The organism is Flavobacterium sp. CF136, from assembly GCF_000282055.1.
Taxonomy (GTDB): Bacteria; Bacteroidota; Bacteroidia; order Flavobacteriales; family Flavobacteriaceae; genus Flavobacterium.
Genome location: NZ_AKJZ01000042.1, coordinates 1 through 13,936 on the forward strand (window position 1 = coordinate 1; position 13,936 = coordinate 13,936).

Sequence of the window (13,936 nt, forward strand, 5' to 3'; positions counted from 1 at the left end):
TTGAGGAACGAAGCAACCACACTGACAAAAGCAACAGCAGCCAAATATTATATACTAAATGTGGTTGCTTCGTTCCTCGCAAAGACTTTGTAATCGTTTTTTGCCTCAGATTATAAAGATTAAAAAAGATTTTTTATCCAAATCAATCCTTCTTATCCTGTTGTTCTGTATGAATCTGATTTCCATTCATTGTTCGGTCTTCCATATCCATTCCGTTTGACATTCCGAGCATAAAAGCCGTCATAATTAAAATAAGTTTTCTTTTTAACCAAAGAACAGGTCGTTTGGATTTCTTCAAACGTGTTTTATTTTTGTGTTTATACATTTTACAAATGATAAATAATTAGACATTATGGTATCATCTTATGCGTTGAAGCGCAAATTCTTAGAAAATAAATTCTCTAAGCGCTGTATAAACTTTTATATAAATTGTTTGAAGTGATAAGTTCATTTACAAAGACAGATTGTTTTATAAATGAATTTATATTTTGATAATGAAGTCTTCGCAATTTTAAAAGAACCCGAATTTGAAAACTACAAACAACTGAAAATCCCAGAGAAAGTACAGGAATTGAAAACGAAGTTTGTACATGGGAAACAACTTGACCTAAAACATACGATCGGGAATCCTTAAAATCTAATTCCTGTTTTAGTATTACAAAGGAAGACTGGTAATAATCTGCTGATTTTGCCTGAGAATCCAAAGTACCATCATTCGCAATCAGGACAAAAGCCAGAAAGAGAGAAAGAATATATTTTAGATATTTATTCAATTATTGTGTGTTTGCAGGAATGTGATTAGTCAAATTTACTTCTTATTGTTTAAGTACAATCGTAATAAACTTTAAATATTTAGTCAATTATGAATTTGATTCTGTCATTTCATTTTTGACAACTCAATTTCGAGTTTATCAAAGTTTTCTTCATTTTTATCCACTACAAATGGTTTTAATTTTTCACACTCTTCGGCAGTATCGAAAATCATTTTGAAAACAACTTTTGTCGAATTCTCAGATACTTCATCAAAAGTAACAGCAACCTGAAAAAGCGGTTTTGAAAATCGTTTCCAGGCAATAAGGCTTGGTTTTTCTACTTTTGTAAATTCACATTCATTAGGATAATTCCCTTTTTCAGGTCCGTGCATAATAAAACTCCATTTCCCTCCGGGTCTCAGATCAAATTCGTGAAAAGTATTGGTAAATCCTTTTGGTCCCCACCAATTTTTTAAATGATCCGGATCAGACCAGGCAGAATAAACAAGATCTCTTGTTTCGTTTATTATTCTGGTTGTTACAATCTCACGATCAGGTGTTGCTGAAATAATTTCTGATGTCATTTTGTATATAATTTTAATTATTCAAACTCGTAGATAGGTGTCAGGCGGAGTCGAAGCCCTTTCAGCTAGAAAGCCTTCGACTCCGCTCAGGATGACAATGATTTTCAGAAGCCATACATCTTATTCATTTATAAATTTCAATATCTCTGCTAAAGTTTGCTTCTGCTGTTGCTCCCTGCTAATATCCGCTTTATCGTCTCCCAGCTGAAAACCATAATAACCAAACTGAGCGTGGTTTGCTCCCTCAATACATGAGAATTTTGCAGATTTCGGTAATTTTGACTTATTGTCAAACATTGATTTTTCGCTTGCAACACCATCATTGGAACCGTAAATTTTTAAAATTGGAATTTCAGATTGTGCAAGTGAAATATCCCTTGGATGTGTAGTCCCAATCAATATCAGTTTATCTATTAATTTGGGGTTTTCATATACAAATTGCGCTGCCATTTTTCCTCCCTGTGAATGTCCTGCCAGAATATAGTTTTTGGTACTATCGTTAAAAAGATTTAACTCTTTAGGTTTATTGTATCCTTTTGATGCAAGTCGCCAGGGCATTTTTATTAAATAAACCTGAATACCGTTATCTGCTATTTTTCTGCAAAGCGGAACATACGCTTCAGTTTCAACCATGGCGCCCGGATAAAAAACAACAACGTTTTTGAATTCCTTTTTAGGCGTAAATAAAAAATAGTTATCTGTGTTTTCTACTCTAATTATATTATTGCTTTGAAAAAGAGATTCATCAACACCGCGAGATTGATAAGAGTAAAACATCCAAAGTGTAAAAAGTACTCCTGCCGATATCCAAATGGTTTTTAAAATCTTCTTGAATGTATATTTCTTTTTCATAAAAACTTATTGGCACTTAGAAAAGTTAAATATACAAATTAAACAATTGAGATTTCTGCACTTTCTTTTCGATGAAGAAGCAATACTAATCCTAAAGAAAAAATGAGACAGCTCAACAACATTAAAATTCCATTTTTTAATATAAAAAAAGAAAAACCTACCAACGGTGCACCAATTATTACCATTAAAGCACTTACCATATGCGTTTTGATAAAGTTGAACGCATGAACAGCCAACCCAACAAAAAGCAAAGAAGGTCCCACAACAACAAACGGAAACAAAATAGATGGGGTATTACTTAAATGTTCGCTTAAGGCAGATTTTGCAACTTCATTGTCTCCATAACTCCACATGATAAAATCAATGGTACAAAGTCCTATGTGGGCAACAACTCCAAAAGCTGTTATGACAGAAGCAACGGAATTTAATCTGCTTTTTGGAAATACATTATTGAATGATAACAACAAACAAGCTCCGATTAAATTAAACCAATGTGCAAAATCGACAGGTTTTTTGAAATACTCAAAAGCAGCACTGTTTGAAAACATAATATAACTTAGTACAAAAAAGAACAATCCAATTAAGCAAATGGTTTTTGGTTTCATAAATTTTGGTTTATTGTAAAGACTTGTGGATTTGGATTTTGTTATGCCTATCGGTTTTGATTTTACTTTGAAGTTTAAATACTGTACGAATATGAATTGTAAATCTGCGCTATTGGGTTTTCTAAACAAAAAACACTTAAATTTAACTCTTCTATTTTAATTTCAGAAACTAAATTACAAATGGATGAATTAAAAAGTTAGAAATTCCATTTTTAAATTGATTGCAAAAGCATTCAGCAATTTCATTATCCGGAAGATATATTTATACAAAAACCGAAGCTGATTGCTTCGGTTTTTGTATTGTCTTTGCGAGGAAGGAAACAATCTCATCACGTATATAATATTAGTTGCTTTTGTTAATGTGATTGCTTCGTTCCTCGCAAGGACTTTGTGCATCTAAATCAAACAGCATTTATGACTTTGAAAAAACTGTATATAAACTAAGTTTTTTTTTGATTCCATGTAAAATTCTTCACTTCTGTCAAAATTTCAAAATTTCTCATAAAAACCGAGAGGCGCGTGAGGGATAGAGGCGGTATCTCCCGATTTAGAAAAACAAGGTTTTTTAGCCGTAGTTTTTGTTAATCGGGAATAAAGCCGAAAGCCTGGCCCTTGGGACACGCCCAAACAATATGAAAACTTTAATAAATCAATTTTGTTCTACTTCTTCAAAAATTAGTATTTTTGAAGAATCAAGTCTAATATCCAAGTTATTATGAAATATCATCAAATAAACAGCGCTCTTTTTGTAAAAAACCGCAGAAAATTCACGGCAGAAATGAAACCTAACAGTGTTGCCGTTTTCAACTCCAATGACATTTACCCAATTAGTGCCGACAGTACTTTGCCATTTGCCCAGCATAGGGATATTTTTTATCTGAGCGGTGTTGATCAGGAAGAGAGTATTTTACTTTTGTTTCCGGATGCTCCTTACGAAAACCAAAAAGAAATACTTTTTCTTAAAGAAACCAGCGAGCATATCGCAATTTGGGAAGGTGAAAAGCTGACTAAAGAACGTGCTTTTCAGGTTTCGGGAATCAGAACGGTTTATTGGCTGCAGGATTTTCATAAAATTTTGAACGAAATGATGTCGTATGCAGATACGATGTACATCAACACCAACGAACATTACCGCGCGACTGTTGAAATGGAAACCCGGGAAGCCCGCTTTGTAAAATGGTGGAAAGAAAGATATCCTGCACATCAGGTAGCGAAAAGTAACCCGATTTTACAACGCATTCGTTCTGTAAAAGAAAGCGAAGAGATCGATTTGATTCAGCATGCTTGTGATATTACCGAGAAAGGTTTTCGCAGATTGCTTCCGTTCGTGAAACCAAATGTTACGGAATATGAAATCGAGGCCGAACTGGTTCACGAATTTATCCGTAACCGCTCTAAAGGTTTTGCTTATACGCCAATTATTGCTTCAGGGAATAATGCGAATGTTTTGCATTACATCGAAAACAACCAACAATGTAAAGCCGGCGATTTGATTTTATTGGATGTTGCTGCAGAATACGCGAATTATTCGAGCGATATGACGAGAACAATTCCGGTTTCAGGAAAATTTTCAGACAGGCAAAAAGCAGTTTACAATGCCGTTTTGAGAGTAAAAAATGAAGCTACAAAAATGCTTATGCCTGGAACACTTTGGAAACAATATCATATTGAAGTGGGTAAAATCATGACTTCTGAATTGCTTGGTTTAGGTTTGATTGACAAAGCCGATGTTCAGAATGAAAATCCGGACTGGCCAGCTTATAAAAAATATTTCATGCACGGAACTTCACACCACATGGGATTGGACACGCACGATTACGGATTGCTTCACGAACCAATGAAAGCCAATATGGTTTTCACGGTTGAACCGGGAATTTATATTCCGGCTGAAGGTTTGGGGATTCGACTTGAGGATAATGTTGTCGTTCAGGAAAAAGGAGAACCTTTTAACCTGATGCGTAACATTCCGGTGGAAGTTGATGAGATTGAAAGTTTAATGAACTTATAATATTATAGAAAAGGGAATTTAAAATATTTTAAATTCCCTTTTCTATAATATGTTTGCTTTTTTATTGTTTTAACACTTTGAAGGTTTGACTATTTTCACCTGCCGTAATTTTCACAAAATACAATCCCTGACTACCGTTTATTATCAAATCAAGTTTCGCTAAATCAACAGCTTTTTCTTCGCTTATTTTTTTTCCATTAGCATCATATATCTGCACGTTAGCATTTCCACTATAATTTTGTAAATCAACCGAAATTTTACCCGAAGTTGGATTAGGATAGATAACAGTTGAAGTCTTTGCAAAATCCTCTGTCGACAAAGTGCTTTCATACTTAGCAATTCCACAATCTTCATCAAAATGAATCACTGTCCCATCTATATTGTTGGTAGTTAATACACTACCAAAACTACTATAATTATTTCCTCTTAAATTACTGGATAAATAAAATGATCCATCCTCTGCCTTGAAAAAATCAAACATCTCCATGTAAGGCACATTAACATGATTTTTATTATCTCCATTGGCTGTTATCTTTTTTAAATTACCTGATAAATCATAAGTCGCCAAAAAGAAATCATAATTACTAATCGATAAATTATAATTCTGACTATCGGTCGTAATAAAAGTACCATTATCTGAAGCCCCTCCAATAATATGCAATTTATCTTTATCCCTAATCATCTTAAGTCCTGTACCGTCTGCATATTGAGTTCCAGTTATCCATTCGCATTTTCCAAGAGAATTGATTTTTGCTAAATAAAAGGTACCAATACTTTTTTCAGTTATTGTTCCATCACTATTTTCAAAAAAATGAATAGCTTTTGCTTCATCGCATCCATTGCTTCCGGTAATATAACTGTTTCCCTTTTCATCTGTAACGAGTGAACTTATAGAAGCGCCATCAAAAAAAGCATCTTTAGTATTACTTCTTACCTTCCATTGAAAAATTCCATCCTTATTGTATTTAACTACAAACAGTTTGGAACCATATCCTGGATAACCTTTTACTATTTGCGGTGGTGCAGAATTACCAGCAGAGTAAAAATCTGCATCCAACTCATAATTTCCTCCTACATAAATATTGTTATCTTTATCAAATCCAATATCACTAATTCCACCACCATTTACTTGTCTAAGAGTAATTCCTGCATACCAAATTACTGATCCCTCGGGCGATATCTTTAATATTGCCAAATTATTTGCTTGTGATGTTACCATCTTTTGACTAATTTCAGTTGTTGGAACCCCATTAAAATACAAAGGAAACTTATCTGAATAAGCATAATTCATGATAATTGGTGCAACTAAATTATTATCATTGTCTATATAAAGTTTTTGTGCCAGCGGACCATTTATAGGACTATTTAATCTCCAAATCATTCTACCCTGTTTATCCAGTTTAACGATATACCCAATATTACGACTTGAACCAATTATCGGACTTATTTTCATTCTGTCTCCTTTATTGTCAATAAAAATACCTTCGTGTGTACCGCATATGTATATATTCCCATCATGATCCACCACAGAAGAATATATTTTATCTCTTTCACGAACTACCGGTTCATGTTCTGTACTAACTATCCATTTTAATACGCCATTTCTATCATACTTGGTTAGAAAGCTTCCTTTTTTATTTTTAAAATTGGGTTTTACTCCAATTTTAGAATCAAATATCTGGTCATTAAATCCTCCGGAAACCAGAAAACCATCTTCTGTTCGAGTTAAACCATAGTTACCTTCATATTCATAGCCATTCCATTGAGAATCCACTCCATCATTAACTAACGCCCAACAATTATTCGAGTTTTCAGAGTCGTTATAAATAAAAGGCCCTACTTTCTGTATTTTATCATAACAGCCATTATTTGACCAAACTTCAAGATTTATTTTTGTCTCTCCTTCTTTTGAAAAACTCACGTTTTCCTGTCCTACATTTGAAGTCGCCTGTGAAGCATTGGGCGTAAAATCCCATTTATAATTTTGTGCGTCTACTGCTTTTTGATAAAAAGAAGTACTTTCTCCAGGTTTTGCATTTATTAAATCTGCATGAAAGTTTGCCTGAGTTTTTTCTACTGTAATGTAAAATTTATCGCTAAAATCAGCAGGACAATTTGAATTTGCATTTTTAGCCTGTAAACGGTAGTTTCCAGACTGGCTTATTAATGTAGTTTTAAAAGAAATTGTTTGTCCATTACCAGGTTCACTTGTCCCATAAGTTTTGCTGCCGTTTTCATTTTTTAATGTGTAAACTACATCTTTTTCGGAATTCTGAATTTGCACATCAATTGATTCACTTTTACACAGAATATTGTCACTAATGATTACTGGTAAATTAATTTTAGGAACCGAAGTTATCAAAATACTTTTTGTGTCAGTAGATTCAATACCAAAGAAATTTTTAACAGTATACTTAATTTCATAAGTACCAGCCGTATTAAAAACATATGTTAACCTTCCAGCACATGTAGTATTAACCTGAGAATTGTTTACTAGCCATTTACAACTTGAAACAGCTCCGGTTAAAGCATCTAATTGCGAATAATTACCAGCACAACCTCCTAATACTGGATCTAAAATTTTTACATACGGAACTCGTGTACCACCCCCATTAGTTGTTCTTAAAACAACTCCTGAATTTCCAGATGCATATAAAATATTATTTCTGTCACTATAAAAACTATTTATTGTGTAATTTAATGATGTAGACTGCCATTCTAAAGCATAATCTCCAACTACATAGTAAATTCCATGATCAGTTCCCACGTATTGACTATCAGTATTTGCAGAAATACATCTTGCATTTAAGGCTCCACCATAATAATTTGTATGACTGCCAATACGTATATTTTGATTGTCATAAGATTCGAATTTATTTCCAACAGAAAAAGTTTTAACCAAAACATAATTCGTTGAACCATAAGCTACGTCCCTATTTTCAGAATTGGCTGTCAAGACTTCTTCAAACTTAAAAGAGTCAAAATAAGCAAAATACAATATCTTACCATTAGCACCAATCTTACATTTATTGCCATTAAAAGAAATTGAATTAAGATTATCAGTTGTAAGTTTTAGCTTTTGTGATATTCCTCCTGAATTAATTGTCACCATTAATCCATCATCCCCAACTGCAACAAATTGAGAATTATAAGAAGAATATCCTATTCGATTTAATTTTGAGTTCACATCACCTACATAAACAATTTCATATTTTAGTGATGGCATTTCGATTTTCATGATAATTGCTTGCTTTGTGTCTCTTGTTTGTCCACAAGCATAAATCATTGCACTTGTAGACAAAGCCGGTATACTACTAGATGAGCAATGAGCAAAATTTACACTTTCATATATATTTGCGTTCTCAATATTATCAGTTATTTCAAATCTTTTCCAACTTGCAGCTCCCTGACCGCCAGTAGTAGTATAATATAATCCCTTTGTACCAGACAAAAAGCCATTATTTCCAAAAAAAACAATGCCGGTTAAATCATCTGTCAAACCTGTATTTAAGTTTTCCCATTGACAGAAGGCAAACTGAATATTAAGAAAAAAGAAAATCCAAAGTAAAGTTGATCTCATAAATTTTAGTAGGTTAATTATTTAAAAAAAACAGCGTAAAACTAGTTAATTTAAAATACTTTTCGAGTCAAATAATGATTTATATATAATTTTGTAATAATTCAATAGCACAATAATACCGCAACATTGAACAAGTGGTAACTTTTGAGATAGAAAAGGCTGTAAGTAATTTGATGTATTAATTCAAATAGTATTTTTGTGAAAATTATCATTATGAATATTCTATATAAAAACACCAAAATATCTTATACTGATTCTGGTGAAGGAAACGCAATTGTATTGCTTCATGGCTTTCTGGAAAACAAAAAAATGTGGAAAGATTATGTGTCTTTTTTCTCAAATCAATATCGCATTATCACAATTGATTTATTAGGGCATGGCGAATCTGATTGTTTGGGTTATGTTCATTCCATGGAAGACAATGCTCGTGCTGTTCATGAAGTTTTAGAATATTTACAAATCAAAAAAACTACTATTTTAGGACATTCTATGGGCGGATACGTTGGTTTGGCTTTCGCCGAATTATATCCGGAAAGCATTCAGAAATTAATTTTGCTAAATTCTACATCTAAAGAAGACAGTACCGAAAAAAAATTAAACAGAACACGTGCCATTAAAGCTGTAAAACAAAATTATGTGAATTTTGTAAGTCTGGCAATCGCCAATTTGTTTAGTGAAAACAACAGAACAAGATTAGCTGATGAAATTGAAAAAGTAAAAACACAGGCTTTAAAAACACCATTGCAGGGAATTGTAGCTTCACTTGAAGGAATGAAAATCAGAAAAGACAGAGAAACTCTTTTACGTGAGAATCTTTTTCCTGTTTTATTGATTTTAGGTAAAAAAGATCCTGTGTTAAACTATGAAGAAAGTATAACACAAATCGAAAATACTACTGCTGAACTTATTTCATTTGACGATGGGCATATGAGCCATATTGAAAACAAAGAAGAATTAAAAAAAGTTTTATCGGAATTTTTCAAAATTTAAAACTTGCTTAAAAACAAAAAAGGCTGTTCATATAGTATGAAACAGCCTTTTCCTCATTATCGGGGGCAAAAATCTTTATAGTTTTGAAACTATTTCTTTTTTAAATTTTGACAAAACTGCTCTTGTTAAACCAAGATTAGCATTTTTTGAATCTACTGCTAAATAAATAAAATATTTTCCATCTTCTGAAACATCTAATATATGAAGCTGGTTAGACAGAGTAATCAAAATATCATTAATTTTTTCATTTAATCCTAAAGCTTTAATTGCATTCATTTTAGCTTTAACAACTTCTAAATTATAAGCAGATGCTAATTCAGGATCAAAACTCGAATCTACTGAAAGTGAGCTATATGACATTCCTGTTTCAATCTCAGTTACAGAAACAGCAATAAAACCATTAATATTTTGTTTCAGGTTATTTTGAAAGTCTTGTAAAAAATCTGACATATGTAAATTATATTAGAATTAATTATTAAAAATCGTATCCATTTTACGAAGCAAAAGCCCCATCTTACTTAAATCTTTAGAAAGTAAAGCAATACAATTATCATTATGGTCTTTATTAGCTACCACAATACCATCACAATTCTTAATCATTAATTGCTTCAAATCTCCTTTGTTAAGATCTTCAGACAGCTCCAAACTCATTTTCAATATCATTCCAATCATCGCGGCAACATTACCGTCATATTCTAAATTATAAGATTCAATTAAAATTCCATCTATACTAAAAATCAATCCGGAATCAGCCCCAGTCTCTGCTACCAGTATATTTAAATCAACCATAAGTGCTTAATAAATCTATTTTTGGAAGTGCCAAAGGTATTTTTTAAAAGATAATTTAAACTTAAACACTTGTTAAAAAAAAAGGTTCTGTAACCACTTGAGCTACTTTTATTTATTCCATAATTTTAGACTATTTTAAAAACAAGATGTGCAAAAATAATTAACATAAAAAACGAACTTTATTTAAAAAATAGCCCTTTTTCAAAGGAAAATCAATTTTAAAGTTAAGATGTACAACAAATTCGATGTATACGGAAGTTTTTTCTAATTTTGCAAGAAATATGAGATATGAAAACTGTAGAAGAAGTACGATTTGACTTAAATGTAAAACTGATGAAATTTAGAAGATTCCGTTTCGAAAATGGCCGTATTAACAACAAAAATGATGAAGAAATACAAAAGAAAAGTTTCTTAAAAAAAATATTCAGTTAAAAAATCATTATAAGAAAGCTGAATTATTTAAGTACCCTTTTTCAATTAATTCGGCTTTTTCCTTTATATAATGGGCTTTACCGCCATTTATCAAAACCAATTTTGATGAAATTTTCATCACCTCCAGATAATTATGATCTGAAATAATTATTCCTTTCGTCTTTGAATTTTCTTTTATCAATTCATTAACCAATTCAGTCATAATTGGGGACAAACCAGTATAAGGTTCATCTAACAATACGAATTTAGAAGAGTTAAAAAGTATTAATTTAATTTCAAGATACCACAATTCATCACCTAATAAGTGTCTTATTCTTTTATTCAAAATAGATTTGACGTGTTTATCTTCATAAAAACTGTTTAGCCTGTCTTTTTCAATTGATAATGAAATTGTCCTTTTTACTAATAAATAATTAGAAATTGGCTTTCTAGTTATTATGCCTAATTTATTTTTTCTTCAAATAGAATAGTTATATCAAAAATTTCATTTAACAATAAAACAATTTCTTCCAGATAATTATTCAGGATTTCTGCCGTCACTATTATATTAAGTTCTTTATCTTCTTTAAAACCAAAAGGCAAAAAACCGGATTTTAAATTTTTAAATGAAATAATTCCTGCTTCAATTGGAAGACCTGCTGCTTCGTGTTCGAACATAAAGGCATATGCCAGAACCTGAATAATTTTATCATTTTTAAGCTCCTGAGTCAGTCCTTTCCATGACTTCAACACAACATTTGTTTTTTCAACTTTTCCTGTCTTATAATCAATAATTCTTATTTTCCCGTTACGCAATTCAATTCTATCGACATTTCCTTTTATCAAAACCGGAAATGGCAGACTTGGATGTATTAACTCACGTTCGAAAGTTTTTTCTAAGGCTATTATTTGAATTGTTTCTCCATTTTGAATGGAATCTAATTCTAATTTAAGAAAATTCGAAACATTTCTTTTTGCTACTTCAAAAGCCAAAAGGTTACGTCCTTTTTTAATTTCACCTTCCTTATATACCAATTTAAACTGCTTCAGGACTTCATCATCCAACAATTTGAAACAATTTGAAATATCACTTTCTGAAACAAACTCACCAATAAAAGGATAGTATAAAGCTTTTAATGTTTCATGAATTATAGTTCCCAATGTATTTAAAGCAATGTTTTCTTCAACTTCTTCAACCTCACGAATTCGAAGAATTTTTTGAAAATAAAAATCAATTGGATTCCTAATATAACTTGTTAAAGCAGAAGGTGAAAAACCAGTTCCAGCGATTTCTTTCAGGCGCTCCATAACTTCCTCAGATTTTGGAATCACCATTGGCTGATATGCTGTTGTTGGTAAAACAGGATTATAAATATCAAAAGTTAAATTATGCTTAGGCTGTTTTTCTACTTCCAATTGTGTTATGAAACGGCTTCGTTCGCCTGCATCGAGTCCTTCGTTTTCCGTATTATAAATCAAATAAATATTTTTGGCCCTTTGCAGTAAGTGATAAAAATGGTAGGTATAAATCGCATCCTTTTCTTTAAAAGTTGGCAAGCCCAATTCTTTTTTTACATCATAAGGAATAAAAGAGTTTTGAGATTTTCCGGCCGGAAAATTCCCTTCATTCATAGAAGTCACAATTACAGTATCAAAATCCAAAACCCGGCTTTCCAAAACCCCCATAATCTGAAGCCCGTTCAATGGTTCTCCTTCAAAAGAAACTTCAGCCACCTCAATAACCTGTTTGTAAATTGCATATAAAGTCTGAATATTATCAATGTGTTTATGTTGCGAATAATAATTCATCAATTTATTAATAACTTTAAAAATAGAGAACACAAAAGTTTTCGCAATTTTTTCCTCTTCATTGTCATTACTGAAATTTTCTTTTATCAATAATAAAAGTGTTGAGATATTCTCCAGTACTGCTAAGCATCCTTTTTCCCATTTTTGAAATAACAAACTAAATAAATCTGATGGATTCAGGTTGAGTTCATTTATTTTGGAATATGTAATAAAAGCATAATTATTCTCTTTTATTATTTTAACTAATTGATTTGTTTTGGCATAAGGTTCAATCAATGGATGTGTCAAAACATCAAGGACATCTTTGTAATAAAAAACATAGCTATCCCCGTTTCTTGAAAGTGCATTCGTATGCATCTTAAACAATTTCGCTAACAAAATTTGAGAAGGATTATTTTTACCTGAATAACCCATGGTTATATTTAATGCACCGACAGAATTAGGCAAAGCATACAAAATTGGCATCAATAAATTTTCTTCCCCAAGCACAATAGCTACTTTATCAAGTGAAGAAATTGGATTATCCTTAATTATATTTTCAATAATACTTCCAGTGAGTTTTGCCTGCCCAATAGTTTTTGGCGTTCCTATAACCTGAATATTTTTTGGTTGCGAAAAATCATCCATAATCCATTCAAAAGGATTTGATTTATACTGCTTCCAATTTTCTTTAAATCTTCTAATAAAAAGACTGGCATCATGATAAGGGTCATTTAGAAAAGCCTGATCTGCATCCCAATAAATTTTGGCTTGATCTAATGATAAAAGATGCTGTACTATTTTTTCTTCAGCTGCATTTAAAGCATTAAAACCTGCAAAAATAAAAGTATTATTTGAAATTGTATTCGAAAAATGATTCAGATTATTTACTGCTTCACGATAAATTAAACCCTGATAGCCAAAACCTTTATTTAGTAAGTGAGCATATAACGCATGATAATAAGTTGGTAGTAATTTCCAAAAATCAATATAATTTTCAAGGAGTTTCGTTTTGTCTTCGACTTCAATTCCCCATTTTTTTATATCTTCAATATCTTTTAGGTATGATAAAACGTATGATGGCTCAAGAAGATAACGATCAATTTCATTAAAATCCTGAAGAAGTGTTTTTGCCCAATTGGCAAATAATTCAAATGATTGTTGATTTTGTTTTTCTGTAATAGAAAGATAAACTTCATAAAATTCAAACAATAGTTCAATGGAATCTATGGAACGAATAGAAGCCACATCTTGCACAAAATCTTCAATTGAAACAATATTAGGAGAAAAAATACTTTCTTTAGTTTGATTCTTTAATTCATCAATTAAGAAGACTTTAGCCCTTTTATTAGGAAGTATAATAGTAATTTCGAAAAGTCTACCTGAATAATCCTGAATTATAGTAGCTGCAATTTTCCCCAGAAAAGACATGTTTATCATATGATAAAAATAAAAAAAGCCATTCAATTATAGACTGCACCCAAAAGTTTAGACAAATTTATAATTAAATTTGATAATAATGAGCTCGATATTTTATCGGGCTCATTTTGTTTAAATTTGATTTAATTCTTTCGTTA

12 protein-coding genes are annotated in these 13,936 nt (G+C 31.5%); 2 read left to right on the top strand and 10 right to left on the bottom strand.

Annotation, left to right across the window (positions count from 1 at the left end; all coding sequences use genetic code 11):
• Nucleotides 1-142: 142 nt before the first annotated feature.
• The 5 genes from PMI10_RS13585 to PMI10_RS13600 all read right to left on the bottom strand — a co-directional run bounded on the left by PMI10_RS13585 (nucleotide 143) and on the right by PMI10_RS13600 (nucleotide 2,793).
• Nucleotides 143-298, bottom strand: coding sequence for a hypothetical protein (locus PMI10_RS13585; protein WP_369792094.1), 156 nt, complete (start codon nucleotides 296-298; stop codon nucleotides 143-145).
• Nucleotides 299-401: 103 nt separating this feature from the next.
• Nucleotides 402-773 carry a hypothetical protein gene (locus PMI10_RS22100; protein ID WP_157489839.1) on the bottom strand — a complete coding sequence of 124 codons (372 nt, stop codon included), beginning with the start codon at nucleotides 771-773 and terminating at the stop codon, nucleotides 402-404.
• A gap of 104 nt (nucleotides 774-877) precedes the next feature.
• The gene (locus PMI10_RS13590; RefSeq protein ID WP_007808843.1) at nucleotides 878-1,336 is read right to left on the bottom strand and encodes an SRPBCC family protein; all 459 of its coding nucleotides are present in this window, start codon (nucleotides 1,334-1,336) and stop codon (nucleotides 878-880) included.
• A gap of 120 nt (nucleotides 1,337-1,456) precedes the next feature.
• Complete coding sequence (locus PMI10_RS13595; RefSeq protein ID WP_007808845.1) at nucleotides 1,457-2,188, bottom strand: alpha/beta hydrolase; 732 nt, start codon at nucleotides 2,186-2,188, stop codon at nucleotides 1,457-1,459.
• Nucleotides 2,189-2,226: 38 nt separating this feature from the next.
• A complete protein-coding gene (locus PMI10_RS13600; protein ID WP_035631881.1) occupies nucleotides 2,227-2,793 on the bottom strand; it encodes a hypothetical protein in 567 nt (188 codons plus the stop codon).
• A gap of 715 nt (nucleotides 2,794-3,508) precedes the next feature.
• On the opposite strand from PMI10_RS13600, the gene PMI10_RS13605 reads away from it, so the two are divergent.
• Nucleotides 3,509-4,801 carry an aminopeptidase P family protein gene (locus PMI10_RS13605; protein ID WP_007808847.1) on the top strand — a complete coding sequence of 431 codons (1,293 nt, stop codon included), beginning with the start codon at nucleotides 3,509-3,511 and terminating at the stop codon, nucleotides 4,799-4,801.
• 61 nt (nucleotides 4,802-4,862) lie between these two features.
• On the opposite strand, the gene PMI10_RS13610 is transcribed toward PMI10_RS13605, so the two are convergent.
• Nucleotides 4,863-8,381, bottom strand: coding sequence for a T9SS type A sorting domain-containing protein (locus PMI10_RS13610; RefSeq protein ID WP_007808849.1), 3,519 nt, complete (start codon nucleotides 8,379-8,381; stop codon nucleotides 4,863-4,865).
• 210 nt (nucleotides 8,382-8,591) lie between these two features.
• Between PMI10_RS13610 and PMI10_RS13615 the strand changes: the two genes are divergently transcribed.
• Nucleotides 8,592-9,371 (top strand): alpha/beta fold hydrolase, encoded by a 780-nt coding sequence (locus PMI10_RS13615; RefSeq protein WP_157489843.1) that lies wholly within the window; start codon nucleotides 8,592-8,594, stop codon nucleotides 9,369-9,371.
• Between the two features lie 75 nt (nucleotides 9,372-9,446).
• Here PMI10_RS13615 and PMI10_RS13620 read toward each other — a convergent pair whose 3' ends face one another.
• The 4 genes from PMI10_RS13620 to PMI10_RS13635 form a co-directional block, all read right to left on the bottom strand.
• Nucleotides 9,447-9,821 (bottom strand): hypothetical protein, encoded by a 375-nt coding sequence (locus tag PMI10_RS13620; RefSeq protein ID WP_007808853.1) that lies wholly within the window; start codon nucleotides 9,819-9,821, stop codon nucleotides 9,447-9,449.
• An 18-nt stretch (nucleotides 9,822-9,839) separates the two neighbouring features.
• A complete protein-coding gene (locus PMI10_RS13625; RefSeq protein WP_007808855.1) occupies nucleotides 9,840-10,160 on the bottom strand; it encodes a roadblock/LC7 domain-containing protein in 321 nt (106 codons plus the stop codon).
• A gap of 439 nt (nucleotides 10,161-10,599) precedes the next feature.
• Nucleotides 10,600-10,917: a hypothetical protein gene (locus PMI10_RS13630; protein ID WP_007808858.1), complete on the bottom strand. Its 318-nt coding sequence runs from the start codon at nucleotides 10,915-10,917 to the stop codon at nucleotides 10,600-10,602.
• Nucleotides 10,918-11,033: 116 nt separating this feature from the next.
• A complete protein-coding gene (locus PMI10_RS13635) occupies nucleotides 11,034-13,799 on the bottom strand; it encodes a PD-(D/E)XK nuclease family protein (RefSeq protein WP_035631883.1) in 2,766 nt (921 codons plus the stop codon).
• Between the last annotated feature and the right edge of the window lie 137 nt (nucleotides 13,800-13,936).